Annotated in this window: 26 protein-coding genes; 14 read left to right on the top strand and 12 right to left on the bottom strand. The window is 71.1% G+C overall.

Annotation, left to right across the window (positions count from 1 at the left end; translation table 11 throughout):
- Positions 1–5 precede the first annotated feature (5 nt).
- The gene (locus AB0300_RS12150) at positions 6–992 is read left to right on the top strand and encodes a glycerophosphodiester phosphodiesterase family protein (RefSeq protein WP_366216093.1); all 987 of its coding nucleotides are present in this window, start codon (positions 6–8) and stop codon (positions 990–992) included.
- Between the two features lie 10 nt (positions 993–1,002).
- On the opposite strand, the gene AB0300_RS12145 is transcribed toward AB0300_RS12150, so the two are convergent.
- Positions 1,003–1,401 carry a YccF domain-containing protein gene (locus AB0300_RS12145; protein ID WP_060922036.1) on the bottom strand — a complete coding sequence of 133 codons (399 nt, stop codon included), beginning with the start codon at positions 1,399–1,401 and terminating at the stop codon, positions 1,003–1,005.
- Between the two features lie 89 nt (positions 1,402–1,490).
- Between AB0300_RS12145 and AB0300_RS12140 the strand changes: the two genes are divergently transcribed.
- From AB0300_RS12140 to ligD, 6 genes are all read left to right on the top strand, one after another.
- Positions 1,491–2,480, top strand: coding sequence for an ABC transporter ATP-binding protein (locus AB0300_RS12140; protein WP_366216092.1), 990 nt, complete (start codon positions 1,491–1,493; stop codon positions 2,478–2,480).
- Positions 2,477–3,493: an ABC transporter permease gene (locus AB0300_RS12135; protein ID WP_366216091.1), complete on the top strand. Its 1,017-nt coding sequence runs from the start codon at positions 2,477–2,479 to the stop codon at positions 3,491–3,493. The genes AB0300_RS12140 and AB0300_RS12135 overlap by 4 nt, the downstream gene beginning before the upstream one ends.
- Before the next feature lie 79 nt (positions 3,494–3,572).
- Positions 3,573–4,184: a LysE family translocator gene (locus AB0300_RS12130; protein ID WP_126894122.1), complete on the top strand. Its 612-nt coding sequence runs from the start codon at positions 3,573–3,575 to the stop codon at positions 4,182–4,184.
- Positions 4,185–4,228: 44 nt separating this feature from the next.
- The gene (locus AB0300_RS12125) at positions 4,229–6,682 is read left to right on the top strand and encodes a UvrD-helicase domain-containing protein (RefSeq protein ID WP_303708610.1); all 2,454 of its coding nucleotides are present in this window, start codon (positions 4,229–4,231) and stop codon (positions 6,680–6,682) included.
- A gap of 44 nt (positions 6,683–6,726) precedes the next feature.
- Positions 6,727–7,866, top strand: a complete 1,140-nt coding sequence (locus tag AB0300_RS12120) for an SseB family protein (protein ID WP_338565571.1) — start codon at positions 6,727–6,729, stop codon at positions 7,864–7,866.
- A gap of 63 nt (positions 7,867–7,929) precedes the next feature.
- Positions 7,930–9,000: a non-homologous end-joining DNA ligase gene (gene ligD, locus AB0300_RS12115; RefSeq protein ID WP_025103764.1), complete on the top strand. Its 1,071-nt coding sequence runs from the start codon at positions 7,930–7,932 to the stop codon at positions 8,998–9,000.
- Positions 9,001–9,006: 6 nt separating this feature from the next.
- Here the strand turns inward: ligD and AB0300_RS12110 are convergent, their stop codons facing one another.
- Both AB0300_RS12110 and AB0300_RS12105 read right to left on the bottom strand, forming a co-directional pair.
- Entirely contained in the window at positions 9,007–10,050 is a 1,044-nt protein-coding gene (locus AB0300_RS12110; protein ID WP_025103765.1) for an ATP-dependent DNA ligase, read from the bottom strand.
- A 43-nt stretch (positions 10,051–10,093) separates the two neighbouring features.
- Positions 10,094–11,545: an NAD(P)/FAD-dependent oxidoreductase gene (locus AB0300_RS12105; protein ID WP_366216090.1), complete on the bottom strand. Its 1,452-nt coding sequence runs from the start codon at positions 11,543–11,545 to the stop codon at positions 10,094–10,096.
- A gap of 65 nt (positions 11,546–11,610) precedes the next feature.
- Here AB0300_RS12105 and AB0300_RS12100 point away from each other — a divergent pair, with 65 nt between their 5' ends.
- Positions 11,611–12,093 carry a hypothetical protein gene (locus tag AB0300_RS12100; protein ID WP_366216089.1) on the top strand — a complete coding sequence of 161 codons (483 nt, stop codon included), beginning with the start codon at positions 11,611–11,613 and terminating at the stop codon, positions 12,091–12,093.
- Positions 12,093–12,644, top strand: coding sequence for a GNAT family N-acetyltransferase (locus AB0300_RS12095; protein ID WP_366216088.1), 552 nt, complete (start codon positions 12,093–12,095; stop codon positions 12,642–12,644). Before AB0300_RS12100 ends, AB0300_RS12095 begins: the two co-directional genes overlap by 1 nt.
- Here AB0300_RS12095 and AB0300_RS12090 read toward each other — a convergent pair.
- The 8 genes from AB0300_RS12090 to AB0300_RS12055 form a co-directional block, all read right to left on the bottom strand.
- Positions 12,641–13,876, bottom strand: a complete 1,236-nt coding sequence (locus AB0300_RS12090) for an acyl-CoA dehydrogenase family protein (protein ID WP_249520975.1) — start codon at positions 13,874–13,876, stop codon at positions 12,641–12,643. The genes AB0300_RS12095 and AB0300_RS12090 overlap by 4 nt on opposite strands.
- A gap of 67 nt (positions 13,877–13,943) precedes the next feature.
- The gene (locus tag AB0300_RS12085) at positions 13,944–14,609 is read right to left on the bottom strand and encodes a TetR family transcriptional regulator (protein WP_025103770.1); all 666 of its coding nucleotides are present in this window, start codon (positions 14,607–14,609) and stop codon (positions 13,944–13,946) included.
- A gap of 9 nt (positions 14,610–14,618) precedes the next feature.
- The gene (locus tag AB0300_RS12080) at positions 14,619–14,906 is read right to left on the bottom strand and encodes a hypothetical protein (RefSeq protein WP_249520974.1); all 288 of its coding nucleotides are present in this window, start codon (positions 14,904–14,906) and stop codon (positions 14,619–14,621) included.
- Positions 14,903–15,346 (bottom strand): hypothetical protein, encoded by a 444-nt coding sequence (locus AB0300_RS12075; RefSeq protein ID WP_303708614.1) that lies wholly within the window; start codon positions 15,344–15,346, stop codon positions 14,903–14,905. The genes AB0300_RS12080 and AB0300_RS12075 overlap by 4 nt, the downstream gene beginning before the upstream one ends.
- Positions 15,343–15,627, bottom strand: coding sequence for a hypothetical protein (locus AB0300_RS12070; RefSeq protein ID WP_126894112.1), 285 nt, complete (start codon positions 15,625–15,627; stop codon positions 15,343–15,345). Before AB0300_RS12070 ends, AB0300_RS12075 begins: the two co-directional genes overlap by 4 nt.
- Positions 15,624–17,102, bottom strand: a complete 1,479-nt coding sequence (locus AB0300_RS12065; protein WP_085606845.1) for a TNT domain-containing protein — start codon at positions 17,100–17,102, stop codon at positions 15,624–15,626. Before AB0300_RS12065 ends, AB0300_RS12070 begins: the two co-directional genes overlap by 4 nt.
- The gene (locus AB0300_RS12060) at positions 17,099–17,428 is read right to left on the bottom strand and encodes a type VII secretion target (protein ID WP_025103775.1); all 330 of its coding nucleotides are present in this window, start codon (positions 17,426–17,428) and stop codon (positions 17,099–17,101) included. Before AB0300_RS12060 ends, AB0300_RS12065 begins: the two co-directional genes overlap by 4 nt.
- Positions 17,428–17,841 carry a YbaB/EbfC family nucleoid-associated protein gene (locus tag AB0300_RS12055; RefSeq protein ID WP_025103776.1) on the bottom strand — a complete coding sequence of 138 codons (414 nt, stop codon included), beginning with the start codon at positions 17,839–17,841 and terminating at the stop codon, positions 17,428–17,430. The genes AB0300_RS12060 and AB0300_RS12055 overlap by 1 nt, the downstream gene beginning before the upstream one ends.
- 170 nt (positions 17,842–18,011) lie before the next feature.
- Between AB0300_RS12055 and sucC the strand changes: the two genes are divergently transcribed.
- Both sucC and sucD read left to right on the top strand, forming a co-directional pair.
- Complete coding sequence (gene sucC, locus AB0300_RS12050; protein ID WP_025103777.1) at positions 18,012–19,178, top strand: ADP-forming succinate--CoA ligase subunit beta; 1,167 nt, start codon at positions 18,012–18,014, stop codon at positions 19,176–19,178.
- Between the two features lie 28 nt (positions 19,179–19,206).
- The gene (gene sucD, locus AB0300_RS12045) at positions 19,207–20,109 is read left to right on the top strand and encodes a succinate--CoA ligase subunit alpha (RefSeq protein ID WP_025103778.1); all 903 of its coding nucleotides are present in this window, start codon (positions 19,207–19,209) and stop codon (positions 20,107–20,109) included.
- A 253-nt stretch (positions 20,110–20,362) separates the two neighbouring features.
- Here sucD and AB0300_RS12040 read toward each other — a convergent pair whose 3' ends face one another.
- Positions 20,363–21,838: an NCS2 family permease gene (locus AB0300_RS12040; RefSeq protein ID WP_025103779.1), complete on the bottom strand. Its 1,476-nt coding sequence runs from the start codon at positions 21,836–21,838 to the stop codon at positions 20,363–20,365.
- A gap of 91 nt (positions 21,839–21,929) precedes the next feature.
- On the opposite strand from AB0300_RS12040, the gene AB0300_RS12035 reads away from it, so the two are divergent.
- The 3 genes from AB0300_RS12035 to purH are packed head-to-tail and all read left to right on the top strand — an operon-like array spanning position 21,930 to position 25,597.
- Positions 21,930–23,309, top strand: a complete 1,380-nt coding sequence (locus AB0300_RS12035) for a DUF6350 family protein (RefSeq protein ID WP_025103780.1) — start codon at positions 21,930–21,932, stop codon at positions 23,307–23,309.
- Positions 23,310–23,369: 60 nt separating this feature from the next.
- Positions 23,370–23,957 (top strand): phosphoribosylglycinamide formyltransferase, encoded by a 588-nt coding sequence (purN, locus tag AB0300_RS12030; protein ID WP_025103781.1) that lies wholly within the window; start codon positions 23,370–23,372, stop codon positions 23,955–23,957.
- 32 nt (positions 23,958–23,989) lie between these two features.
- The gene (gene purH / locus AB0300_RS12025) at positions 23,990–25,597 is read left to right on the top strand and encodes a bifunctional phosphoribosylaminoimidazolecarboxamide formyltransferase/IMP cyclohydrolase (RefSeq protein WP_025103782.1); all 1,608 of its coding nucleotides are present in this window, start codon (positions 23,990–23,992) and stop codon (positions 25,595–25,597) included.
- Positions 25,598–25,647: the final 50 nt, after the last annotated feature.

Below are 25,647 nucleotides of genomic sequence, written 5' to 3'. Positions count from 1 at the left end.
TGAGCGTGCCCAGCAAATCTCCGCTCGTCATTGGGCATCGCGGTGCCCCGGGCCACCGACCGGAGCACACCCGTTCGTCCTACGAGCTCGCTCTCGCGATGGGGGTCGACGCGGTCGAGCCGGACGTGGTCGCCACCCAAGACGGTGTCCTGGTCGTGCGGCACGAGAACGAGATCTCCGGCACCACGGACGTCGCCGATCACCCGGAGTTCGCGGATCGCCGCACGACGAGGCGCGTGGACGGTGCCGCACTGACCGGCTGGTTCACGGAGGACTTCACCTGGGCGGAGCTGTCCACGCTGCGCTGCCGGGAACGGCTGCCGAAGCTCCGGGCGTCCAGCGCCTCCTTCGACGGCACGGAACCCATCCTGCGCCTGCGCGACGTCCTCGACCTCGTGCGGGCGGCCGCGCAGGAGCAGAGTCGCCCGATCGGCGTCGTGCTCGAGGTGAAGCACGCCACGCATTTCGCGAGCATCGGACTCGGCCTCGCGCCCCTCATCGCGCGGGAGCTGCGCGACGCCGGATGGGCGGCGGGGGAGCTGCCGCTGATCGTGGAGAGCTTCGAGTCGACCGTGCTCGGGCAGCTCCGCGCCGCGGGCGTCGACGCGAGCTTCGTCTACCTCATCGAGGCGGCGGGACAGCCGTACGACCTGCTCGTCGCCGAGGGGTCGAAGGCCCTGAGCTACCCGGAGACCGTGACCCCCGGGAATCTGGACCGCCTCGTCGGTCAGGTCGACGGGATCAGCGTCGACAAGAAGATGCTCCTGGTGCCGGGCACGACGCTGGTCGCCGATGCCCATGCTCGCGGCCTGACCGTCTTCACCTGGACCTGCCGTCCGGAGAACGCCTTCCTCGCGGCGCCCTACCGCGGTCCGGGAGGCAAGAGCGCTTTCGGGCACTACGAGGCCGAGTGGGGCGCGATCGCCCGGCAGGGCGTGGACGGCGTCTTCGTCGACCACCCCGATCTCGGCGTGGCGTTCTTCCGCAGTTGACCCGTCGGGGTCAGAGCGTGCGGTCGAACGCGCCCTGACGGGTGGAGACGATCTCCTTGCCGAGCGGCATGAGCGACACCGGGACCATCTTGAAGTCGGCGATGCCCATCGGGATGCCGATGATGGTGATGCACAGTGCCAGTCCCGACACGATGTGGCCGAGCGCGAGCCACCACCCCGCGAGGATGACCCAGAGCACGTTCCCGAGGAACGAGCCGACGCCGGCCGTCGGCTTGCTGACGACCTCGCGGCCGAACGGCCAGATGGCGTAGGCGGCGATGCGGAAGGACGCGATGGCCCACGGGATCGTGATGATCGGGATGCACAGCAGCAGGCCGGCCAGCACGTAGCCGAGGAAGAGCGCCCAGCCCGCGAGGATGACCCAGATGATGTTGAGGATCGTGCGCATACAGCGATTGTGTCACCCGCGGGGCGGCGCGGCTGGGCATCAGCCCGGAGGTCCCCGGCGCTCGCGCCCGGCGATGCCAGACTGACCGCATGACCGGAATAGTGGTGGACGACGTCAGCAGGGCGTTCGGGGACGTGCAGGCCGTGCGAGGGGCCACGCTGCGCGCAGAGGCGGGAAGGGTGACGGGCCTGGTGGGCCCGAACGGCGCGGGCAAGACGACGCTGCTTCTGATGCTCGCCTCGTTGCTCGCCCCCGACAGTGGCTCGATCCGCATCGGCGGCATCGACCCCGAAGCCGATCCGCTCGCCGCGCGTCGCGTGCTGGGGTGGATGCCGGATGCGCTCGGCGCCTGGCCCTCCCTCACAGCCCGCGAGACCATCGTGACCACGGCCCGCCTCTACGGGATCGACCGCGCGGACGCGGAGCGGCGGGCGCAGCACCTCCTCGGTCTCGTCGGCCTGGGAGAACTCGCGGACTCCGCCGCGAAGGTGCTCTCCCGGGGGCAGAAGCAGAAGCTCGGCCTGGCCCGCGCTCTCGTTCACGACCCGCAGGTGCTGCTTCTCGACGAGCCGGCGTCGGGCCTCGATCCCGAGGCCCGCGTGCAGCTGCGGGTGCTGCTGCGCCGCTTCGCGGCCGAAGGGCGCACGGTCCTCATCTCCAGCCACGTGCTGTCCGAGCTGGAAGAGGTCGTCGACGACGCCGTCTTCCTCGTCGGCGGGGCCGTGGTGGATGCCGCTCCGGCGCAGAGCACGGTCCGCGCCTGGCGGGTGCGGCTCGCCGGTGCCGCCGCGGAGCGCCTGAACGCGGACACGTGGCAGGTCGCGTCGACTCTCGGGCTGGCGCCCGAGTCTCTCGCCGTGGACCGCGGCGCCGTCCTCGTCGGCTTCCCCGGGGAGGACGCCGCCGCCCGGTCGCTGCGTCTCCTCGTGGAGGCGGGGCTGCCGGTCGCGGAGTTCGCACCCGCGCAGAGCGATCTGGAGCACACGTTCCTCGCACTCCGGCACCCGCAGCCGCCCGCGGGGACGACCCCGCCGCCCCCGCCGCCTGCGGCACCCCACGGAACGGAGGCGGGAGCATGAGCCTCGCGAACATCGGCGTCATCGCGCGCCTGGAACTGACCCAGCGGCTGCGGAGCGTCGGCTGGTACGTGCTTCTCGGCGTCTTCGCGCTGGTGCTTCTCGGCGTCACCGGCCTGTCGTTCGCCGTGTACTCCTGGGGGGAGGACGTCGGGGCGGGCGTATCGTCCATCGTCGTCAACGTGGTGCTGCTGCTCGTCGTGCTCGTCTCGCCGACGCTCAGCGGCAACGCGATCAACGGCGACCGGGAGGCGGCCACGCTCGCGCCGATCCAGGTCACCGCGGCGTCGACCGGCGACATCATGCTGGGCAAGCTGCTCGCGGCGATCGCGACGGGCGGCGCGTTCCTCCTGGTGGCGGTTCCCTTCCTCGCGGCGTCGCTGCTGGCGGGCGGGACCGATCCGATCGTGCTGTTCGTGGCGCTGCTCATCCTCGCCGCCGAGATCGTCATCGTCGCCGCGATCGGCGTGGGGCTGAGCGGCCTCATCGCCCGCCCGCTGTTCTCCGTCGCGTCCACCTACCTCGTGGTCTCGGCACTCGTCATCGGCACGATCATCGTCTTCGCGCTCGGCGGCCTGGCCGTGCGCAGCGAGGCGACCAGTTACAGCCGCCCCTACGACAACAACGGCAACGTGGACTGCGAGAGCTGGGAGAGCTACACGTACGAGGCGCCGCGGTTCGACCTCGTGTGGTGGGCGCTCGCCGCCAACCCGTTCGTCGTGCTCGCCGACGCGACCCCCACCGAGTTCAGCAAGGACGGCTACCCGGTCGACCTCTACGGGCAGATCAAGTGGGGCGTCCGCAGCGCGCAGCTCTCGCCGCTGGAGCAGCGCTGGGACGACTGCGATCCGGAGAGCGGCTCCCAGACCGCCGAGGAGGTGATCGACGAGACCGTGCCGAGCTGGTTCGTCGGGCTCGGCGTGCAGGTCGTGCTCGCCGGGGCGCTGTTCGCGGGAGCATGGGCCCGCACCCGGACGCCCGCGCGGCGGCTGCCGCCCGGCACGCGGATCGCCTGAGCGGAAGAGGGGGGATGCGCATCATGCGTCGAGCCGGCAGACATGTCACGCGGACCGACCGCCGCGACGGAAGGGCCGCATGAGCATCGCATTCCTCCTCACGACCCTGGTGGTCGTCGCCACCCCGGGAACCGGGGCGGTGTACTCGGTGGCGATCGGGATCTCCCAGGGGGCGAGGGCCGGCGTCGTCGCCGCCCTCGGCTGCACGCTGGGGGTCGTCCCGCACATGATCGCCGCGATCACCGGTCTGGCCGCGATCCTGCACGCCTCCGCCGTCGCGTTCGAGGTCATCAAGTGGTTCGGTGTCGCCTACCTGCTGTACCTCGCATGGCGGACGTTGCGGGACACTGCGCTGATGCCGGCGGAGGGGGACGCCGTGCCCGTGTCGTCGTGGCGGATCATCCGCACCGCGGTCCTCCTCAACCTCCTGAACCCGAAGCTGACCATCTTCTTCTTCGCCTTCCTGCCGCAGTTCGTCGCCGCCGGAGGCACCGGAGCCACGGCGCAGATGATCGTGTTGAGCCTGGTCTTCATGGCGGTCACCTTCGTCGTGTTCGCCGCGTACGGGATCTTCGCGGCGACCATGCGCACGCGCGTCCTCACCCGGCCGAAGGTGATGGCGTGGCTGCGGCGCTCCTTCGCGGCGACCTATGTGCTGCTGGCGGGGCGTCTGGCGCTCGAGCCCCGTTAGGCCGGGACCTCGATGTCGGTGCCGCCGCCTAGACTCGAGAGGTCATGACCGAAGCCCCTCTCATCGTCCCCGGATCCGTCGGCCCGCAGTCCTCCGGCGCCCCCGCGCAGGACGACCTCCTCGCCGGCCTCAACCCCCAGCAGCTCGAGGCCGTCACGTATCGCGGCCCCGCGCTGCTCATCGTCGCCGGTGCCGGCTCGGGCAAGACGAGCGTGCTCACGCGCCGCATCGCCTCGCTCCTGCGCAGCCGCGAGGCGTGGCCGAGCCAGATCCTCGCCATCACCTTCACCAACAAGGCCGCCGGCGAGATGCGCGAGCGCGTCGAGGGGCTCATCGGCGACGCCGCGCGCGGCATGTGGATCTCCACATTCCACTCCGCGTGCGTGCGGATCCTCCGCCGCGAGGCGCAGCAGTTCGGGTTCACCAAGAACTTCACCATCTACGACTCCGGAGACTCCCGCGCCCTCCTCAAGCGGCTGGTCAAGGAGCACGAGGCCGACGCCTACGGGCTCACCCCGGCGGCGGTCCAGGGGCGCATCTCCAAGCTCAAGAACGAGCTCTCCGATGCCGAGTCCTACGCGCGACAGGCCAACATGAGCGACCCGGCCGAGCGCGTCTTCGTCGAGGTCTTCGCCGACTACCAGCGCCAGCTCCAGAAGGCCAACGCCTTCGACTTCGACGACCTCATCGGGCAGACGGTCTACCTGTTCCGGGCGTTCCCCCAGGTCGCCGACACCTACCGCCGCCGCTTCCGGCACATCCTCGTCGACGAGTACCAGGACACCAACCACGCGCAGTACGCGCTCATCCACGAGCTCACCCGTCCGGTGTCCGGCGTCGGCGCGACCCCCGAGCCCTACGCCTCCAACGGCATGATGATCTTCGAGCCCGACCCCGAGCCGGCGCCGGGCGCCGGTGAGGCCGGGGCGTCGCTGACGGTGGTCGGCGACTCGGATCAGTCGATCTACGCCTTCCGCGGCGCGGACATCCGCAACATCAGCGAGTTCGAGCGCGACTTCCCGGGGGCGAAGGTCGTGCTCCTCGAGCAGAACTACCGCTCGACGCAGAACATCCTCTCCGCGGCGAACGCCGTCATCGGCAACAACTTCGACCGCAAGGACAAGAAGCTCTGGAGCGACCGCGGCGAGGGCGACAAGATCATCGGCTTCACCGGCTACTCGCAGCACGACGAGGCCCAGTTCGTCGCCGACGAGATCGAGGCCCTGCACCGCAAGGGCATGCCGTACTCGGAGATGGCCGTCTTCTACCGCACGAACTCGCAGTCCCGCGCGCTGGAGGAGATCTTCATCCGCTCGGCCGTGCCCTACAAGATCATGGGCGGCACGAAGTTCTACGAGCGCGCCGAGATCAAGGACGCGCTGGCCTATCTCGTGGCGGTCGCCAACCCCGCCGACGAGATGGCGGTGCGCCGCATCCTCAACAAGCCGCGGCGCGGCATCGGCGACGTCACCGAGACCGCCATCGCCCGCTTCGCCGAGGAGCACGGCATCTCCTTCCGCGACGCCCTGTCGCTTCCGGGCCAGCTCGGCGTCGGCCCGAAGATCCAGGCCGCCATCGCCCAGCTCGACGCCGTGCTCGCCGAGGCGACCGCGATCATGCTGCCGCCGACGGGCGAGGTGCCGCCGCCCACCTCCGTGGCGGACGGGCTCAGCCTGCTGCTCTCCAAGAGCGGCTACCTCGACGCGCTGCGCGCCAGCCGCGATCCGCAGGACGAGGCCCGCGTGGAGAACCTCGACGAGTTCGTGGCGGTGACCCGCGACTTCGCGCGCAACAACCCCGAGGGCACCATCACCGACTTCCTCACCGAGGTCGCGCTGGTCTCCGACGCGGACGACCTCGACGACGAGTCCGGATCGGTCTCGCTCATGACGATGCACACCGCCAAGGGCCTGGAGTACGACGCGGTCTTCGTCACCGGCGTCGAGGAAGACCTCATCCCGCACCGCATCTCGGCGGGTGAGCCCGGCGGCCCGCAGGAGGAGCGGCGCCTGTTCTACGTGGGCATCACCCGCGCCCGCAAGCGCCTGCATCTGTCCCTGGCCATGACCCGCGCGCAGTTCGGCGAGGTGACGGTCGCCATGCCCAGCCGGTTCCTGCAGGAGATCCCGGCCTCCCTCATCGACTGGCGGCAGTCCCCGGGCGACGTGAACTCCCGCGGGGGCATGCAGTCGCGTGCGCTGAACGCCCGTCGCTCTGGAGGGTCCGGCGACCGCTTCGGCGTGAAGGCCCTGCCCCGCGAGTCCCTCAAGCCGCTCTCCACGGCGATGGACAAGATCCCCAACCGCGTCACCGCCAAGATGCGCGACAACGGCGACCTCGAGCTCGCCGCCGGCGACCGCATCCGGCACGACGACTTCGGCGAGGGGAGGGTCGACGCCGTCACGGGCGAAGGCGCCAAGCGCATCGCCCATGTCCGGTTCGACACGGCAGGGCAGAAGAAGCTGCTCATCAAGGTCGCCCCGATCCAGAAGCTCTGACGTCGCGGCGGAGAGGGCGGGGAGACACGGTTAGGCTGGCTCCCATGGCCCTCTTCTCCCGCCGCAAGAAGTCCGGCGACGACGCCGTCGCTCCCGCCCCCTCCGCCGCTCCGGCCACCGAGAGCGAGGAGGACGCGAGCACGGCGACCGAGGAGTCGGAGGCGTCGACGGCCGAGGCCTCGCCCACCGTCGGCATCTCGGTGCAGGCGTTCCGCGGTGTCGGCGCCGAAGCCGGGCCCGAGGTCGCGCTTCCGGATCCGGAGGCCGCAGCGGCAGCCGCAGCGCCCGCTGCAGCGCCGACGCCGCCGAGCTCCACCGCGGAGCCCGCGGCACGGCCGGCCGAGCGGAAGCTCCCGCTCGCTCCCGCGCTCCCGCCGGAGCAGACCGAGACCGTGGCGGGGATGAAGGACAACGTCCTCCTGCGCGAGTCCCTGGCGCAGATCGAGGCGGGGGCCTCGAACGAGCAGCTCCTCGGGGTGCTCCGCCAGGCTCTCCAGGGGCACCTCTACATCCGCGTGAATGGCGATGCCCGCGCACAGATCAGCGAGGGCAAGCCGCTCGCCGTCGCCGTGGTCCGCGACGGGGAGCGCCAGTTCATGCTGGCGTTCAGCTCGGCGGCCGCCGTCCGGGATTCCGTGCAGCTCGAAGCCGATCCGTCCGCGACCTCCGCTGTCGCCCAGCCGACGACCTCGGTGATGCAGCAGGTCGTCTCCGGCGACTTCGCAGGTCTCATCATCGACAACGCGTCCGCGCCGCATCGTGTGGTGTTCCCCACCGAGCTCCTGCAGAAGACGCTCGAGCAGGCCGACGTCGACATGACCGTGAAGTCTCTGCTCGCGGCACCGCGGGAGCAGGACTCGCCCGCCAAGGTGGGCGAGGCTCTCGCCACAACGCGCATGTGGGTGGCCGTGAACGACGGATCCGGAACCGGGCAGGTCGGCATCGCCGAGGCGCAGACCGCCGACGGCCGCCGCTTCCTCCAGCTCTTCTCGCACCCGCTGGAGGTCATCGCGCTCGGCCGGGGCGATCGCCCGCTGCCGTTCGAGCCGGACCAGCTCGCGAAGGTGCTGTCGAGCCACTCCGAGATGGCCGGCGTCATCATCGACTCCGCAGGGCCCTCCATGGTGGTGGAGCGCGACGCCCTCGCGCCGGTGCTCGTGCGCGCGGTGCGGATCGAGGACTGACGGCGCGCGCACCCGGAGTCGCCGGGGGTTCCGCGGGTCCTGACCGCGCCCTAGGGTCGGAGCATGGCCTCTGAACGCGTGACCCTGACCGTCGCCGACACCGATGGAGAGCGTGAGGTCGCGCTCTCCAGCCCGAACCGGGTCGTCTGGCCCGACCTCGGCATCACCAAGGCCGAACTCGCCGAGTACGTGCAGCTCGTGTCGGTGCCGTTCCTCGCGGCGAACGGCAACCGGCCGGTGTCCCTGGAGCGCTTCCGGGACGGCGTGGGGACCGCCGGAGGACCACGGCCGGAGGGCTTCTTCTCGAAGAACCCGCCCAAGGGCACTCCGGACTTCGTCGACGCCGTCACGGTCACGTACAACAGCGGCCGCCGCCATCCTCAGATCGTCCTGAACCGCACCAGCGCGATCGTGTGGGCGGTGCAGATGAACACCATCGTCTTCCATCCCTGGGCGTCGTTGGCGACCGATTCCGACAACCCTGTCGAGCTGCGGATCGACCTCGACCCGCAGCCGGGCACCGGCTTCGCCGAGGCCGTCCCCGCGGCCCACGCCCTGCGGGAGGTGCTGCGGGAGGCCGGCCTCGAGGCGTTCGCGAAGACGAGCGGCAACCGGGGCCTGCACGTCTTCGCCCCGATCGAGCCCACCCACGAGTTCCTCGACGTGCGGCATGCCGTGATCGCCGCCGGCCGGGAGCTCGAGCGCCGGATGCCGGACCGGGTCACGACGAACTGGTGGAAGGAGGAGCGCGGCGAGCGCCTCTTCGTCGACTTCAATCAGGCCAACCGCGACCGCACGATGGCCGGCGCGTACAGTCCGCGTGCCCTCCCCGGTGCGACCGTCGCGACGCCCGTGCACTGGGAGGAGCTCGACGATCTCGACCCGCGCGCCTTCACCGTGCGGAGCATCCCGCAGCGGCTCGAAGAGGTCGGCGACCCGTGGGCCGACATGCAGGCGAAGCCCGGGCGCATCGACACGCTCCTGGAGTGGTGGGAGCGCGACACGGCGAACGGCCTCGGGGAGCTGCCCTTCCCGCCGGAGTTCCCGAAGATGCCGGGCGAGCCGCCGCGCGTGCAGCCGAGCAAGAAGAACGCCGCGAACTGGGACGCCGACGGCAACCCCGTCGACGACTGAGCGGGCTCAGCTCAGGACGTCGGCGAGGTCGTAGCCCTCGACGGTGTCGAGCTGGTCGTACGTGCAGGAGCGGGCGTCGCGGTCTGGCCGCCACCGCTCGAACTGCACGGTGTGACGGAAGCGGGCGCCCTCGAGCTGGTCGTACCGCACCTCCAGCACCCGCTCGGGACGCAGCCGCACGAACGAGACATCCTTCGACCCGCTGAACCGCGAGCGCTCGCCCTCGCCGGTCACCGCCGCGCCGTCCTCGTCACGCTCGACCAACGGTGCGAGCTCCTCCACGAGCTGCTTCCGCTTCGCGTCGCTCCATGCCGCGACGCCGCCGACCTGACGCAGGGTCCCCTCGGCGTCGTAGAGCCCGACGAGCAGCGACCCGACCCCGGTGCCGGACTTGTGGATGCGGTAGCCGAGGGCGACGACGTCGGCGGTCCGCGCGTGCTTGATCTTGAAGAGGGTGCGCTTCCCCGGTGCGTACGGCTGCGCCAGCGGTTTGGCCACGACGCCGTCGAGCCCCGCGCCCTCGAACTCCTGGAGCCAGCGGACGGCGGCGTCACGGTCGCGGGTGGTCCTGGTCAGGTGCAGCGGGTGCTCCACGGACTCCATGAGCGTCTCCAGCCGGGCCCGCCGCGTCTCGAACGACTGGTCGCGCAGGTCGTCCTCACCGGAGGCGAGCAGGTCGAACGCGATGAACAGGGCCGGGGTCTCGACGGCGAGCTTCGCGACCCGGGAGGCGGCCGGGTGGATGCGCTGGCTGAGGGCCTCCCAGTCCAGACGCTGCGCGCCGTGCGGACCCGTGGCCACGACGATCTCGCCGTCGAGGAGGCAGGGCACGGGCAGCAGCTCAGGGATCGCATCGACGAGCTCCGGGAAGTAGCGCGTGAGGGGCTTCGCGCCGCGGGACCCGATCTCGACCGTCTCGCCGTCCCAGGCGATGAGCCCCCGGAACCCGTCCCACTTCGGCTCGTAGAGCAGCCCGCCCGGGGTCTTGTCGGGGTCGGGGACGGCCGCGACGGCCTTGGCGAGCATAGGGGCCGGGATCTCGTAGCGCATGCACCCATCCTGGACCGGGCGGCGAGCGGGGGATAGGGCCGGATCAGCCGAACAGGTCGTCGAGTTCCGCGGGCGTGCCGGCATCGTGGAGCACGGTGTGTGCCGCGTGCCACCCGGCCATGCCGTTGACCGCGGGCCCGGGCGGAGTGGAGGCCGACGCGAGGTACACGCCCGGGATCGGCGTGCGCCACGGCGCGGGGGAGAGGACGGGGCGGCGCAGGGCCTGACGCATATCGAACACGCCGCCGGAGATGTCGCCGCCGATCTCGGCCGGGTTGATCGCCTCGCGGGAGGAGGCCGGCACCGCGTGGTGGGCGAGGATCCGGTCGCGGAAGCCCGGCGCGAACCGCTCGACCTGCGCGGTGATGAGCTCGGTCGGGTCGAGGTCGGAGCCGTTCGGCACGTGGATGTACGCCCAGAGCACGGACCTGCCGTCGGGTGCCCTAGTCGGGTCGAAGAGCGACGGCTGGACGGCCAGGACGTACGGGCGCTCGGACACGCGACCGACGGCGACGGCGTTCTCGCTGTTCCACACCTCGTCCCTCGTCCCGGCCACGTGCACGGTGGGCGCGCTCCGCACGTGCTCGTTCGTCCACGGGATGGGGCCGTCGAGCGCGAAGTCGACCTTGGCCGCCGCGGCGCCGTAGCGGTAGCCGCGGAGCGCACGGGCATACGACGCCGGGATGTCCGGGTGGGTGAGGGCGAGCCGGGGGGAGGTGTTGAGCAGGAGCACGTCGCCGCGGTCCGGGTCTCCCCAGTCCAGCGCGGCGAGGTCGGTGACCCGGGTGCCGGTCTCGATCGAGCCCCCGTGAGCCTCTAGGTCGGCGATGAGGGCATCGGCGATCACCTGCGAGCCGCCGCGGGGGTACGGCCAGCCGCCGGCGTGGGCGAGTCCGGCCAGCAGGAGCCCGGCCGCAGCCCCCGCGAGCGTGGGCTGGGGGGAGTTCGCGTGCGCGACGACTCCCGCCATGAGCGCGGCCGCCTCCTCGGTGCGGAAGGCGGCGCGCGCCAGGGGAGTGCCCTGGTCGAGCATGCGGATCGCGTAGCGGACCGCGGTGACCGGGTCGTGCGGGAGGCGGAGGAGCTGGTTCCCGGTGAAGTCCGTGACGCCGTCGATGTGGGTGCTGAGGGGGCGGAGCCGGCGCCGCCACGCGTCGCCGTCGATGCCGAGCTCGGCCGCGGTGCGCTCGATGTCGCGCCAGGCGATGGCGGCACGGCCCCCGTCCAGCGGATGGGCGAACGAGATCTCGGGGCGGATCCACTCGATCCGCTCGTCGAGCCCGAACGCCCGGAAGAACGGCGAGGCCACGGCCGCAGGGTGGACGGCCGAGCAGACGTCATGACGGAAGCCCGGGAGGGTGGCCTCCTGGGTGCGCAGGCCGCCTCCCACCGTGTCCGCGGCCTCGAGCACGCGCACCTGGTAGCCGGCGCGGGCCAGGGAGACGGCGGCGGCGAGGCCGTTCGGTCCGGATCCGATGATCGTCGCGAGTGCCATGCGGCCAGTCTCGCACGCGAGCCCGCGGTCAGCGGAGGGGGTTGCGCCGTGCGATCCTGGAAGGGATGAATGAAGTCCAGGGCCCGACCCCCGCCGGCACCTCCCGTCCGTACCGCTCGCTTCCCGAGGCGCTCCGCGCCCATCGCATCGATCCGGTGAACCACGCGTTCATCACCGAGATCATCGAGGCCGCGGGGGTGACCTCGCTGATCGACCGCGGTCGCTACATCGAGGCGATCCGCCGCGAGGGGGCGGCGCTGCACATCGGCCGCACGTACACCAACGGCTTCACGGAGGACGAGGTCGTGACCGTCGGGTCCACCCGCCTCCGCCTGCAGCCCAGCGAGGGGCGCGCGCCCTACTTCTACGTCACGCACCCGAGCGAGTTCGCCCCGCAGACCCCGGTCAAGGCCAAGCGCTCCACGACGCCGCGCACCCCCGCCGCTCCCCGCACGCCCGCGGCTCCGAAGCCCGTCGAGCGCGACTACGGCGTGTGCGACGTGTGCTTCATGGTGAAGACCCCCGCCGGCGGCTGCGGCTGCGACTGATGCCCGCCGCCTCCGCGTCGCGCCGCGGCGTCACCGTCCGCGAGGCGGAGTGGCCGGGTGACGCGGCCTTCGTCGGTGCCGCGGTGTCGACGTATCTCCGGCAGACCGAGCAGGAGAAGCACGACGTCCTGGGTGACCCCGCGGAGCCCGAGAGCGAGCTCCCCGAGCGGTACCGGCCGGAGGTCCGTGATCCGGCGACCGCGTACGCCGGCGGACGGGTGCTCGTGGCGGAGCTCGCCGGGGCTCCGGTCGGCGTGGTGATCGCGCTTGCGCATGCCGGGTACACCGAGATCAAGCGGCTCTGGGCGGATCCGGCGGTCCGCGGCCGCGGCGTCGGCTCCGCGCTGCTCGACGCCGTCCTGGCGGCGGCCGAGGGCGCGGTGCGGCTGTCGGTCTGGGACTGGCGCGACGCCGCGATCCGGCTCTACACATCCCGCGGCTTCCGTCCCGTCGACCCCTGGGACGACCGCGACCGTCTCCTCTGCTTCGAGTCGCGCACTTCGCTGCATCCGGCCGCCGAATGCAGCAAAGTGAGCGATTCGAAGGGCTAGGCGAAGGCGCTCATCCCGGTGATATCGCGGCCGAGCAGCAGCGCCTGCACGGATTCGGTGCCCTCGTAGGTGTGGATGGCCTCGATGTCGGCCAGGTGCTGCATGACGCCGTTCTCCAGGAGGATGCCGTTGCCGCCGAGGAGATCCCGCGCCGTCGCGGCGATCCGCCGGGCCGCCCGGGTGTTGTGGAACTTCGCGAGCGAGGCCTGCGTCGGCCGCAGCGCCCCCGCCTGCTCCAGATCGGCCATGCGGCGGCAGTAGAGCTGCATCGCCGTCAGATCCTCCAGCATGTGCGTGAGCCGCTCCTGCACCATCTGGAACTTCGCGAGCGGCTTGCCGAACTGCACACGCTCCTTCGCGTAGGCCAGCGCCGCCTCGTAACAGGCCGTCGCGTGACCCAGCGCCGACCACGCGACCCCGGACCGGGTGGCGTACAGCACGGTCGAGGCGTCCTTGAAGCTCTTCGTCCCCGGCAGCACCGCGTCCCGCGGCACCCGCACGTCGTCCAGGCGGATGTGGGCCTGATGGATCGCGCGCAGGGAGGCCTTCCCGCGGATCACGGTGCCGGTGTATCCGGGGGTGTCCTGCTCGACGAGGAAGCACCGCACCGCGCCGTGCTCGGCGGCGGACTCGTCGTCGACCCGCGCCCAGACGAACGTGATCCCGCCCGAGGCGCCGTTGCCGATCCACTTCTTGGCACCGCGGAGCACCCAGGAGTCCCCGTCGCGGCGGGCCACGGTCTCCAGCGAGACGGAGTCGGAGCCGTGGTCGGGCTCGGTCAGGGCGAAGGAACCGAGCACCGTGCCGTCGGCGAGTGCCGTGAGCCAGCGGTCCTGCTGGGCGGGCGAGCCGAACAGCGCGAGCGTCCGCAGCGCGAGCCCGCCCTGCACCGCGAGGATCGTGCCGAGGGAGCCGTCCCCGCGCGAGATCTCCATGTTGACCAGGCCCGCGGCGAGCGGGGAGAGCCGGGTCAGCGCGGGGTGGTCGACGCCGTCGACGACGAGGTCCATCTCGCCCATGCGGCGTGCGGCGTCGAGCGGGTACTCGGCGCGGTCCCACGCCTCGGCCATCTGCGGGGCGACCTCATCGACGTACGCCTTCGCGCGGTCCCAGGCCTCCCGGTCGGCGGCGGGGATGTCGGCGAAGACCGCGTAGTAGTCGCTGTCCTGCCGCCCGGTGACGTCGTAGGACGAGACGCGCTCGCCGGGGAAGGGGGAGGCTTCGGTGCTCATGGGTGCTCCTTCGTGACACCAGGTATCGTACTCCTCGATACTCGGTACCACGACCGCCTCGGTCGGCTCAGTCGAGCTCGGAGCGGAGCCTCCTGGTCACCTCGGCGATCGGCATCGACCGGGGGAAGACCGCCACGACCACATCGTCCGGAGCGCCCGCGTCGGCGGCCTCGCCCACGCCGTACCGCCGACGTGCATCCGCGAGCGCGGACTGGAGGGTGGACAGCGGCACCTTCTTCCGTCCGCGCAGGAGCTGCCGCAGCACGTGGTTGTGCACCGCCGTCACGAGCGCGGCGAAGCCCACCGCGTCCAGCGGATCCACCCCCGGCAGGGCACTGCGCAGGTACTCGTCGAACAGCCGCTCGTAGCGGAACACGGTGATGATCTCGCGTTCGCGGAGCACCGGCACCTCCCGCACGATCTGGTAGCGCCGTCGCGCGAGCTCCGGGTCGTTCGCGAAGTGCGTGAACACGGACTCCGATGCGGCGCAGACCGCGCCCCACGGATCGTCGTGCCCCTCGTCGAGGAACTCGCGGAGCTGCTCCAGCAGGACCTCGTGATCGGCGAAGACCACGTCCTCCTTGCCGCCGAACTGCCGGAAGAAGGTCGACCGGGAGACGCCGGCGGCCTTGGCGATCTGCTCCACGGACGTCTGGTCGAACCCCTGGGCGCTGAAGAGTTCGAGCGCGGCGGCGACGACGCCCCCGGTGCGCAGCTCTGCGGATTCGTGCATGGCGAAAGCCTAGACCGCCGCGGCACCGGCGCCCGACGGCCCCGGGGAGAGCACTCCGCTGACGCGGTTCCAGAGCTGCACGCGATGGGCGAAGTCGGCCAGCGCCTCCTGCTCTGCGGCGAACACCCGCAGCGACCCCTCGATCGGCTGGGCGCGCTCGTCCTGGATCCAGGTCTGGAAACCCTCTCTGCCGTACGACACCACGACGGTGTTCGTCTTGCCCCGGGGGTCGTCGAAGAAGCAGAAGCCGACGGAGCCACGCGCGCGGAGGTCGGCGAGGACGGTGTCGCGGTTCATGCGGATGCTCCGGGGACGGCCAGCTCCCGGACCAGGCCGAGACGCAGGTAGAACGTGAGGGGGAGGGGCAGCACGAGTTGGGTCGCGCCGCCGGGGTCGCCGAAGGCCGGGGCCACCGTGCCGCGGAAGATCGGGGAGTCCCAGCGGTAGTAGCCGATGTCCACGAGGTCGTCCAGGTCCCGTCGGAGGACGGCGTCCTCCGAGCGCTCGTATGCCGCGCGGATGTGGACGCAGTCGCCGACGACGAGGAACTGGTGGTACGCCGCGGGGTTCTCGACCCAGGGCAGGGAGCGCTCCGGATAGGCGGCCGGCCGTCCGTTCTCCACGAGGTAGACGTAGCGCGTGTTGAGCGGCCCGTACATGTCCCACACCTCCGCGCCGCGGGGGAGCGGCTCGCGATCGATCGCGACGCCGTCGGGTCCGATCCACAGCTCCGTCATTCCCGGCCCTCGATCCGTCGGACGGCGTGCGAGTCCGACGCCCGGTAGCGGCGCGCGATCCGCAGGAAGAAGTCCAACGCCTCCGACTCCGAGTCGAAGCGGACGGGATCGTGGAATCTGCCGCCGCGCTCGTCCGTCTCCCACACGATCCACGCGTCGCCGTCGCGGTCGATCCACGCCGATGACTGTGGTCGACCGGTGGGGCCGAACCAGTTCGCGGTGGCGGTGAGCTTCTCATCGGCGATGATGCGCTGCACGTCGTCGGAGGTGAGCTCGGTCATGGAATCTCCTTCAATACGCCGAGTGTGATCAACTGTGCGGCCGTGAGGGGAAGCTGGACCTGCACCCCGCCACCCGTCGAGCCGAACCCGGGCGCGATGTCTCCTCGGTAGCCCTGCGAACCCAGATACTCGGGCTTGAACCCGCCCGCCAGAAGTTCGTCCTTGACGTCTTGCGGAGCGCGGTCGTAGACGCTCCGAAGATCGGACATGTCGCCGACCACTTCATAGCGGTGGTAGTGGGCCGGGTTCTCCACATACGGGAGGGACCGCTGATCGTAGGTATACGGGCCGCTCTCGGGGACCGGGGACGTGTAACGGCCCTCCGGAGGACCGTAGCGGTCGAGGACGTCCCCGACCTGTGGAGTGTGCGGCTGCCGGATCGGTTCCCCGCCCGAATCCAGCACGTACCCCTCGCCGGGAACCTGGCTCCAGTCGATGCTCCCGTCGGGCTGGAGCACGTCCGGTCCCTTGGGGATCTGGACGTCGGGCGGGAGCGTGCCGTTGTCCGCGAAGTCGTCAGCGTATTCCGGGTAGTTGCGGTCGAGGTACGTCTGGATCTGCTCGTCTGTGAGCGTGCTCTGGTCGCGCACGCTGGGGCCCGCGGGGCCGGAGCCGCCAGGCGAGGTGCCGTCGGGAGACGAGCCGTCGGGGGACGAGCCCCCGGGGGAACTGCCGTCAGGGCCGTGCGGGGCTCCGGGGCCGGACGGGCCGTGCCCACCGCCCGGGCCGCGCGAGAAGAGGTCGCCGAGGCGCTGGAACAGCGACTTGAGCTCGTCGAGGTGCTTCGTGAGGGCCGTCACGGCGTCCACGAGCTTGAGCACGGTGCCGGAGATCCGGGCGGTCATGGCCGAGACGCGGCTCGTGGCCTGTGCGATGACGTACGGGGTGGCGGTGCCCAGGGACACGACGAGCGTGCTCGCATAGGAGATCAGGGAGCCGACCAGCTGCGACAGGGTGTCGCGGACCAGCTCGTGCACGATCTGCACCAGCATGGACGCGGTCTCCATGCCGGTCCTCATCCCGCCGGCCCAGGCAGCGGCCGCGGAGATGTGGGCGGCGACGTCGGACTGCAGCCGGAGGTAGGCCGCGATCGCCTCGCCCGACATCGAGCTGACGTCGGAGAGGCGTGCGTCGAGGGTCTCGCCCGCCTGCTGCAGCTGCTGCGCGATGTTGCCCCAGGTCGCCGCGAAACCGGCGACTTCGCCCGCATCGCCGGTCAGGTCGTTGAGCCAGCCCTTGAGCGGCTCGAGGTGGTCCATCAGCCACCCCAATCCCGCGGCGATCAGCGAGCCGAGCGGATCCATGGCCGTGGCCACGGTGTTCGCGAGAGCGGAGAAGGACGCGAGTCCTCCGGAGACCCAGTCCCCGCTCTCGATCGCGTTCACGAGGTCGTAGCCGTCCTCGAGCAGACCGGCTCCGCTGAACGGTGTCGTCGGGTCGATCGGTCCCGCCACCAGCGGGTTCGGCGGGGTCATCGGCGAGCGCCCTCCACGGACGACAGCAGCCCACGGATCGAATCGAGCTGACGCTGCTCTCCCTCATCGAAGTCGTCCGCCAGGCCGCGGAGCTGCTCCTCGGACTTCTCCAGCATCGTCGCGGCGGCGGTGATCGCCCCGGCGGCGATCGACGAGACGATCTGTGCCGGGGGGACGAGGAAGGCGCACATCACGCCGAAGGCGCCGCCGCCCACGTTCATCGAGCCGGCGGCGTTCTCGGCGAGCCGGACGTCCGCGGCGATCTGCGCGACGCGCTGGGCGTGCTGGCGGACGGTCTCGGTGTCGACGGCGATCAGCTCGGCCATCAGCGGTACTCGATCTGCGGTCGGCCGTCCTGACTCGGGTCGGGGAGCTCGGCGATCTCCTCACGTAGATGCGCGACCGCCGCGTCCTCCGCGCCGAACGCCTCCGCCGCGATCTCGACCGCCCGCGCGCCCGCCGCCTTCTGCGCGGTGGCGGCGAGGGTGACGATGAGGGCGCCGAGGGCGGCGGGGGAGCGCTGCAGAGCGGCATCCGTGAGCGCGACGTCGGCGAGGCGCCCGGAGGCGTCCACCGTCACGGTGACGTCGCGGCCCGGAGAGGTCGCCTGCTCCCGCACGCCTGCGATGTCGTCGCGCACCTGCGCGGCCTGCGCGGCGCGGCGCTCCGCGTCCTTCACCTGCTGCTCGATGCGTGCGCGTGTCGCCACCGGATCCGACCAGTCGAAGGTGTCCGTCATCTCGTCTCCCCTGCCTCGACGCTCAAGAATCGTACCGGAGGCGTAGGCGCGTCGGGGAGGGCGTCGGGGCGTCGGAGCGCTCAGCCTGCGGTAGTAGGCTGGGGGACTGGTCGATGTCTCGACATCGAGAGAATCACCAGACCAGACCGCAGCCCAGTGAAGGAAGCACAGTGGATCTGTACGAGTACCAGGCACGAGACGTTTTCGAGAAGTACGGAGTGCCGGTCCTCGCCGGCATCGTCGCGGACACCCCCGAGGAGGTGAAGGCGGCTGCCGAGAAGATCGGCGGTGTCGTGGTCGTCAAGGCCCAGGTCAAGACCGGAGGCCGCGGCAAGGCCGGCGGTGTCAAGGTCGCCAAGACCCCCGACGAGGCGTACGAGGCCGCGAAGGCCATCCTCGGGCTCGACATCAAGGGCCACGTCGTCAAGCGCGTCATGGTCGCGCAGGGCGCCCGCATCGCCGAGGAGTTCTACTTCTCCGTGCTGCTCGACCGTGCCAACCGCTCCTACCTCTCCCTCTGCTCCGTCGAGGGCGGCATGGAGATCGAGCAGCTCGCCGTCGAGAAGCCCGAGGCGCTCGCGCGCGTCGAGGTCAACCCGCTGACCGGCATCGACAAGGAGAAGGCGGTCGAGATCGCCCGCGCCGCGAACTTCCCGGAGGACCTCGTGGAGAAGGTCTCCGACGTGTTCGTGAAGCTCTACGACGTCTACAAGGGTGAGGACGCGACGCTCGTCGAGGTCAACCCGCTCGTCCGCACCGAAGACGGCGACATCATCGCGCTCGACGGCAAGGTCACGCTCGACGACAACGCCTCCGAGATCCGCCACCCCGAGCACGAGGCGCTCGAGGACAAGGACGCCGCCGACCCGCTCGAGGCCAAGGCCAAGGCGTCCGGCCTCAACTACGTCAAGCTCGACGGCGAGGTCGGCATCATCGGCAACGGCGCGGGCCTGGTCATGTCGACGCTCGACGTCGTCGCCTACGCCGGTGAGAACCACAACGGCGTCAAGCCCGCCAACTTCCTCGACATCGGCGGCGGCGCCTCGGCCGAGGTCATGGCCGCCGGCCTCGACGTCATCCTCGGCGACCCGCAGGTCAAGAGCGTGTTCGTCAACGTGTTCGGTGGCATCACGGCGTGCGACGCCGTCGCCAACGGCATCAAGGGCGCCCTCGAGACGCTGGGTGACACGGCTTCCAAGCCGCTCGTCGTCCGCCTCGACGGCAACCGCGTGGACGAGGGTCGCGCGATCCTCGCCGACTACGCGCACCCGCTCGTGACCCTGGCCGCCACGATGGACGAGGGCGCCGACAAGGCCGCCGAGCTCGCCAACGCCTGACGCTTCGACAGGATTTAAGGAACAGAACATGTCGATCTACCTCAACAAGGACTCCAAGGTCATCGTCCAGGGCATCACCGGCGGCGAGGGCACCAAGCACACCGCGCTGATGCTCAAGGCCGGCACCCAGGTCGTCGGCGGCGTCAACGCCCGCAAGGCCGGCACCACGGTCTCCCACACGGACAAGGACGGCAACGCCGTCGAGCTCCCCGTCTTCGGCTCGGTCGCCGAGGCGATGAAGGAGACCGGCGCCGACGTGTCGATCGCCTTCGTCCCCGGCGCCTTCACGAAGGACGCGATGATCGAGGCCATCGACGCCGAGATCCCGCTGCTCGTCGTCATCACCGAGGGCGTCCCCGTGGGCGACTCGGCCGAGGCTTGGGCCTACGCGCAGAGCAAGGGCAACAAGACCCGCATCATCGGGCCGAACTGCCCCGGCATCATCACCCCCGGTGAGGCGCTCGTCGGCATCACGCCCGCCAACATCACCGGCAAGGGCCCGATCGGTCTCGTGTCGAAGTCGGGCACCCTGACCTACCAGATGATGTTCGAGCTGCGCGACCTCGGCTTCTCGACCGCCATCGGCATCGGCGGCGACCCGGTCATCGGTACCACGCACATCGACGCGCTCGCCGCGTTCGAGGCCGACCCCGAGACCAAGGCCATCGTCATGATCGGCGAGATCGGCGGCGACGCCGAGGAGCGTGCGGCCGAGTACATCAAGGCGAACGTCACCAAGCCCGTCGTCGGCTACGTCGCGGGCTTCACGGCTCCCGAGGGCAAGACCATGGGTCACGCCGGCGCGATCGTCTCCGGCTCGGCCGGTACCGCGCAGGCGAAGAAGGAGGCCCTCGAGGCCGCCGGCGTCAAGGTCGGCAAGACGCCGTCCGAGACCGCCGCTCTCATGCGCGAGATCATCGAGTCGCTCTGATCTGAGCTACGCTTGACCTGAAGGCCCCGGGCTCCACCCCGGGGCCTTCGTCATACCCCCGGTTCCTGCCGGCCCCTCCCTCAAGTCGCGCGATTGGTCCCATTCCGCGGCCGAATGGGACCAATCACGCGATTCCGGCGAGCCGTCTGCCCCGGCCCCCTCCTCCTGACGGTGGAGCTCCCACCTCGCTCAGGTCGCGCAAATGGCCCCATTCCGTGTCGGAATGGGGCCATGTGAGCGATTCGAAGCGGGGTTAGATCCCGACGCCGAAGAGGGCCTCGATGGGACCGCGGGCGAAGAAGATGAGGAAGCCGGCGCCGACCACCCACAGCAGCGGGCTGATGGTCTTGGCCTTGCCGGAGAAGGCGTGGATGAGCACCCAGCTCACGAAGCCCGCCCCGATGCCGTTGGCGATCGAGTACGTCAGCGGCATGACGGAGACCGTGAGGAACACCGGCAGCAGCACCCGGAAGTCGCCGAAGTCGATGTGCCGGATCTGGGCCATCATCATCGCACCGACGATGATCAGGGCCGCGGCGGCGATCTCGGTCGGGACGATCGAGGTCAGCGGGGTGAGGAACATCGCGATGAGGAACACGATGCCCGTCACGACGTTCGCCAGTCCCGTGCGGGCGCCCTCGCCGATGCCGGCGCCGGACTCGATGAAGACCGTGCTGGACGACGACGAGGTCGCACCACCGGCGATCGCGCCGACACCCTCGACCACCAGCGCCGACTTGATGCGCGGGAAGTCGCCGTTGTCGTCGGCGAGGTTCGCCTCCTTCGCCAGACCCGTCATGGTGCCCATGGCGTCGAAGAAGTTCGTGAAGAGGAGCGTGAAGACGATCATCACGAGCGCGACGAGGCTGACCTTGCCGAGGTCGAACGAGAAGTCGACGGCGCCGATGAGGCTCAGGTCGGGGACGCTGACGGGGGAGCCGTTCAGTGCCGGGACGGTGAGACCCCAGCCGCCGGGGTTGACGACATTGCCCTCATCGTCGACGCCGCGGGCGCCGATGTGCCAGATCGCCTCGACGACGACCGCGAGCACGGTGCCGCCGATGAGGCCGATGAGCATGCCGCCCTTGATGCGGAGTGCGACGAGGATGCCGGTGAGCAGCAGCGTGATCACGAACAGCAGGCTCGGCACGGTGGCCACGGAGCCGTTGACGCCGAGGCCGACGGGCGGGGACGAGGCGCCGGTCGCGGTGACGAAGCCGGAGTTGACGAACCCGATGAACGCGATGAAGAGGCCGATGCCCACCGTGATCGCGATCTTCAGCTGGAACGGTACAGCGTCGAAGATCGCCTTCCGCAGCCCGGTGGCGGCGAGGAGCACGATCACGACGCCGTTGATCATCACGAGCGCCATCGCCTCGGGCCAGGTGACCTGGCCGACGACGGAGAACGCGACGAAGGCGTTGATGCCGAGACCGGCGGCGAAGCCGAACGGCAGACGGGTGACGACGCCGAAGAGGATCGTCATGACGCCGGCGGTCAGGGCCGTCGCGGCGCCGACGGCGTTGAAGTCGAGCATGTCGCCGGCGACGTCCGGCTTTCCGGACAGGATGATCGGGTTCAGGATCACGATGTAGGCCATCGTGACGAACGTCACGAGGCCTCCACGGATCTCGGTGCCGATCGTCGATCCGCGCTTGCTGATCTCGAAGAAGCGGTCCAGGGTACCGGTGGGTCCGGTGGACGCCGGGGCGGGCGGGGCAGTTGTCATCGGGAAACCTCCGGAGAAACGCTACCGTGTCGCCGCCCCCGCGCGCGCCCACGGGGGACGGGAAGGAACTCGTCGTAGTCTCGGAAGCGCTATGCAACGCCTCCTCGTCGCGCTCCTCGCCGCCCTCGATGCCGCCATCGCGGCGGCCATCGGGCTCGTCGTGCTGCTGGCGCCGTTGACGCTCCTCTGGACGCTGGCCTTCGGGATCACCGCCGACTGGGGCGCGCTCTGGCCGCTCACCGGCACGCTCTGGGAGTTCGGCCACGGCGTCCCCCTGGAGATCACGATCCCGGACACGTTGCTCGTCGCCCTGGCGATCCCCGCAGACGCCGCGCGGTTCGTCGTCTCGGTCACGCCGCTGGCCTTCCTGCTCCTCACCCTGCTCTTCGCCGCGCGCTCCGGGGGCCGCGCGGCGCGCTCCGGGGCATGGCTGCTGGGGTCGCTGTCGGGAACCGTCGTCTTCGCCGTCATCTCCACGGTCGTCGCCCTCACATCGGCGCTCGGGGCCGCGCGGGTCCCGCTGGCTCTCGCCATTCTGCTGCCGCCCGCCGTGTACCTCGTGGGCGCGGTGTGCGGCGCCGTGCGGGTCGCGTGGGAGGACGGCGACGGCGGACTGCTCGACCGTGTCCACGACGTCCTGGACGCCAGGGAGGACTGGGCGCCGGTGCCCTCCTCGATCGTGCGCGGCGCCGCGTTCGCGCTCGTGGGCGTGACGGGAGCCGCCGCGTTGGCCGTCGCCCTGTCGGTCCTCACGCGCGGCGGAGAGGTCGTCGCGCTGTTCCAGGCGGCGCGGGTCGACGCCCTCGGGGCGACCGTGCTGACCCTCGGACAGCTCGCGTATCTGCCGACCTTCGTGGTGTGGGCTGCCGCGTGGCTGGCCGGGCCCGGGTTCGCGGTCGGTGCGGGGACCGCGGTGTCGCCCGCCGGCACCCAGCTCGGCGTCGTGCCCGGCATCCCGGCGTTCGGCCTGCTGCCGGAGAACTCCTCGATCTGGATGCTCATCGTGGTCCTGATCCCCGTGGCCGCCGGTGCGTTCGCGGGGTGGGCCGTCCGCTCGCGTCTGGTGTGGGAGGGGACACCGCTCGGCATCCCGCAGCGGACCGTGATCGCCGTGGGGATCGCTGCGGTCGCGGCCGGTGTCGCCGCGCTCGCCGCGATGTTCGCGAACGGGTCGATGGGGCCGGGACGCCTCGGGACGGTCGGTCCGGCGGTGCTGCCGTTCGCGCTGTCCCTCGGCGCGGAGGTCCTCGTGGGTGCGGCGATCCTGCTGCTGTCGCCCCGTCACCGGGATGAACTCGCCGAGGAGCGCACGGACCGCTGGATCGCCGAGATGTCCACGCTGACCTCCGAGGACGCCGGCGACGACCGGAGCCCGCACCCGGGCTTTCCGTCCTCCGAAGACACCGCGCCACTGGACGCGCTGCGCGACCGCGGGACACCGCGCGGACCCGTCGAGGACGATCGCCCCTAGCGGCCCTGCCCGCCCCGCGGTCGGGACGGCGCCTGTGCGGCACGCCGGTAGACTGGGCGCGTGCTCACGGTCGCCGTACTCATCTCGGGCGCCGGCTCGAACCTTCGCGCCCTCCTCGAGGCCGCTCGTCACCCCGATTTCCCGGCGCGTGTCGTCGTCGTCGGGGCGGATCGCGAAGCCGACGGGCTGGCCCATGCCGAGGAGTTCGGCATCCCCAGCTTCACCGTGCCGTGGCACGAGCACGAGAGCCGCGAGGCGTGGGGCGAGGAGCTGGGCCGTCAGCTCGCCGTCTGGTCGCCGGACCTCGTGGTGCTCAGCGGCCTCATGCGGCTGCTGCCGTCCTCCCTCGTCGCCGCCTATGCGCCGCGGATCATCAACACCCATCCCGCGTACCTCCCGGAGTTCCCCGGCGCGCACGGCGTCCGCGACGCCCTCGCCGCGGGGGTCCGGGAGACGGGCGCCAGCGTGATCGTCGTGGACGACGGGGTCGACACCGGCCCCATCCTCGCCCAGGAGCGCGTGCCGATCCGGGCCGACGACACCGAGCACACGCTGCACGAGCGCATCAAGCCGGTCGAGCGCCGGCTCCTCATCGACGTCGTCCGGCGCATCGCGACCGGCGACCTCGCCCTGACCTCCGCCCCCTGACCCCCCGACGCCCCCGCACGAAGGAGCCCATCATGGCCGGCCCCCGCCACGACCCCACGCTCTACCGCGATCGCGACACCGTGCCGATCCGGCGCGCTCTCGTCTCGGTCAGCGACAAGACCGACCTGCTCGTGCTCGCCGCCGCGCTCGCCGAGGCGGGCGTCGAGATCGTCTCGACCGGGTCGACGGCGTCCACCATCCGCGACGCCGGCTTCGAGGTGACCGACGTGGCCGCGGTCACGGGCGTCGCCGAGATGCTCGACGGCCGGGTCAAGACGCTGCACCCGAAGGTGCACGGAGGCCTGCTCGCCGACCTGCGCCTGGAGGACCACGAGCGGCAGCTCGCCGACCTCGACATCGCGCCGTTCGAGCTCGTCGTCGTCAACCTCTACCCGTTCGTGGAGACCGTGGCCTCCGGCGCCGAGGGTGACGACGTGGTGGAGCAGATCGACATCGGCGGCCCCGCCATGGTGCGGGCGGCGGCGAAGAACCACGCCAACGTCGCGATCGTCGTGTCGCCGCAGTCCTACCCGGCGATCATCGCGGCCGTGGCGCAGGGCGGCACCTCGCTCGCCCAGCGGCGGGAGCTCGCGGCGCGGGCCTTCGCGCACACTGCGGCCTACGACACGGCCGTCGCGCAGTGGTTCGCCGAGGGCACCCTCAACGACCCGGGCGACCTCCCGGCGCACCTGACGATCCAGGCCGAGCGCCTCGCCACGCTCCGCTACGGCGAGAACTCCCACCAGCGCGGCGCCATCTACACCCGCGCGGGCGGCCACGGCATCGCCCAGGCCACGCAGCTGCAGGGCAAGGAGATGTCGTACAACAACTACGTCGACGCGGACGCCGCCCTGCGCGCCGCCTACGACATGGTCAAGCCGGCGGTGGCGATCATCAAGCACGCGAACCCCTGCGGGATCGCCACGACCGCGCCGAACGCCCTCGACCCGATCGCGAGCGCGCACCTCCGCGCCCACGAGTGCGACCCCGTGTCGGCGTACGGCGGCGTGATCGCCGCGAACGGCACCGTGACGCTGAAGATGGCCGAGAACCTCAAGGACATCTTCACCGAGGTCATCGTCGCGCCGTCGTTCGAGCCCGCCGCCCTCGAGGTGTTCAAGGCGAAGAAGAACCTGCGTCTGCTGCAGCTCCCCGAGGACTGGCAGCAGGAGCGCATGGACGTGCGCCTCGTGTCCGGCGGCCTCCTGCTCCAGGACGCGGACCGCTTCCCGGACGACATCGTCTCGGTCGCCAAGAACTGGGAGCTCGTGTCGGGGGAGCGTCCGAGCGACGAGGAGATGGAGAACCTGATCTTCGCGTGGAAGGCCTGCCGGGCCGTGAAGTCGAACGCGATCGTGCTGGCAAAGGACAACGCGACGGTCGGCGTCGGCATGGGCCAGGTCAACCGCGTCGACTCGTGCCGCCTCGCGGTGGAGCGTGCGGGAGATCGTGCCGCCGGATCCGTCGCCTCGTCCGACGCGTTCTTCCCGTTCGCGGACGGTGCGCAGGTGCTCATCGACGCGGGTGTCACGGCGATCGTGCAGCCCGGCGGCTCCGTGCGGGACGAGGAGGTCGTCGATGCCGCGCGCAAGGCCGGCGTCACGATGTTCTTCACGGGGGAGCGTCACTTCTTCCACTGACCGACACCCCGGTCTTCCGCCGAGGCCCCGGCGTGCGCACGTCTGCACGC

Origin of the sequence: Microbacterium sp. NPDC078814, assembly GCF_040702645.1 — a bacterium.
Taxonomy (GTDB): domain Bacteria; phylum Actinomycetota; class Actinomycetes; order Actinomycetales; family Microbacteriaceae; genus Microbacterium.
The sequence above is the reverse complement of the archived record's forward strand: the minus strand, read 5'-3'. Positions and strand labels throughout refer to the sequence as shown.

Coding starts and splice junctions, on each gene's coding strand:
- AB0300_RS12145 (WP_060922036.1), bottom strand. CDS start 1,401: ATGCGCACGATCCTCAACATCATCTGGGTCATCCTCGCGGGCTGGGCG.
- AB0300_RS12140 (WP_366216092.1), top strand. CDS start 1,491: ATGACCGGAATAGTGGTGGACGACGTCAGCAGGGCGTTCGGGGACGTG.
- AB0300_RS12135 (WP_366216091.1), top strand. CDS start 2,477: ATGAGCCTCGCGAACATCGGCGTCATCGCGCGCCTGGAACTGACCCAG.
- AB0300_RS12130 (WP_126894122.1), top strand. CDS start 3,573: ATGAGCATCGCATTCCTCCTCACGACCCTGGTGGTCGTCGCCACCCCG.
- AB0300_RS12125 (WP_303708610.1), top strand. CDS start 4,229: ATGACCGAAGCCCCTCTCATCGTCCCCGGATCCGTCGGCCCGCAGTCC.
- AB0300_RS12120 (WP_338565571.1), top strand. CDS start 6,727: ATGGCCCTCTTCTCCCGCCGCAAGAAGTCCGGCGACGACGCCGTCGCT.
- ligD (WP_025103764.1), top strand. CDS start 7,930: ATGGCCTCTGAACGCGTGACCCTGACCGTCGCCGACACCGATGGAGAG.
- AB0300_RS12110 (WP_025103765.1), bottom strand. CDS start 10,050: ATGCGCTACGAGATCCCGGCCCCTATGCTCGCCAAGGCCGTCGCGGCC.
- AB0300_RS12105 (WP_366216090.1), bottom strand. CDS start 11,545: ATGGCACTCGCGACGATCATCGGATCCGGACCGAACGGCCTCGCCGCC.
- AB0300_RS12100 (WP_366216089.1), top strand. CDS start 11,611: ATGAATGAAGTCCAGGGCCCGACCCCCGCCGGCACCTCCCGTCCGTAC.
- AB0300_RS12095 (WP_366216088.1), top strand. CDS start 12,093: ATGCCCGCCGCCTCCGCGTCGCGCCGCGGCGTCACCGTCCGCGAGGCG.
- AB0300_RS12090 (WP_249520975.1), bottom strand. CDS start 13,876: ATGAGCACCGAAGCCTCCCCCTTCCCCGGCGAGCGCGTCTCGTCCTAC.
- AB0300_RS12085 (WP_025103770.1), bottom strand. CDS start 14,609: ATGCACGAATCCGCAGAGCTGCGCACCGGGGGCGTCGTCGCCGCCGCG.
- AB0300_RS12080 (WP_249520974.1), bottom strand. CDS start 14,906: ATGAACCGCGACACCGTCCTCGCCGACCTCCGCGCGCGTGGCTCCGTC.
- AB0300_RS12075 (WP_303708614.1), bottom strand. CDS start 15,346: ATGACGGAGCTGTGGATCGGACCCGACGGCGTCGCGATCGATCGCGAG.
- AB0300_RS12070 (WP_126894112.1), bottom strand. CDS start 15,627: ATGACCGAGCTCACCTCCGACGACGTGCAGCGCATCATCGCCGATGAG.
- AB0300_RS12065 (WP_085606845.1), bottom strand. CDS start 17,102: ATGACCCCGCCGAACCCGCTGGTGGCGGGACCGATCGACCCGACGACA.
- AB0300_RS12060 (WP_025103775.1), bottom strand. CDS start 17,428: ATGGCCGAGCTGATCGCCGTCGACACCGAGACCGTCCGCCAGCACGCC.
- AB0300_RS12055 (WP_025103776.1), bottom strand. CDS start 17,841: ATGACGGACACCTTCGACTGGTCGGATCCGGTGGCGACACGCGCACGC.
- sucD (WP_025103778.1), top strand. CDS start 19,207: ATGTCGATCTACCTCAACAAGGACTCCAAGGTCATCGTCCAGGGCATC.
- AB0300_RS12040 (WP_025103779.1), bottom strand. CDS start 21,838: ATGACAACTGCCCCGCCCGCCCCGGCGTCCACCGGACCCACCGGTACC.
- AB0300_RS12035 (WP_025103780.1), top strand. CDS start 21,930: ATGCAACGCCTCCTCGTCGCGCTCCTCGCCGCCCTCGATGCCGCCATC.
- purH (WP_025103782.1), top strand. CDS start 23,990: ATGGCCGGCCCCCGCCACGACCCCACGCTCTACCGCGATCGCGACACC.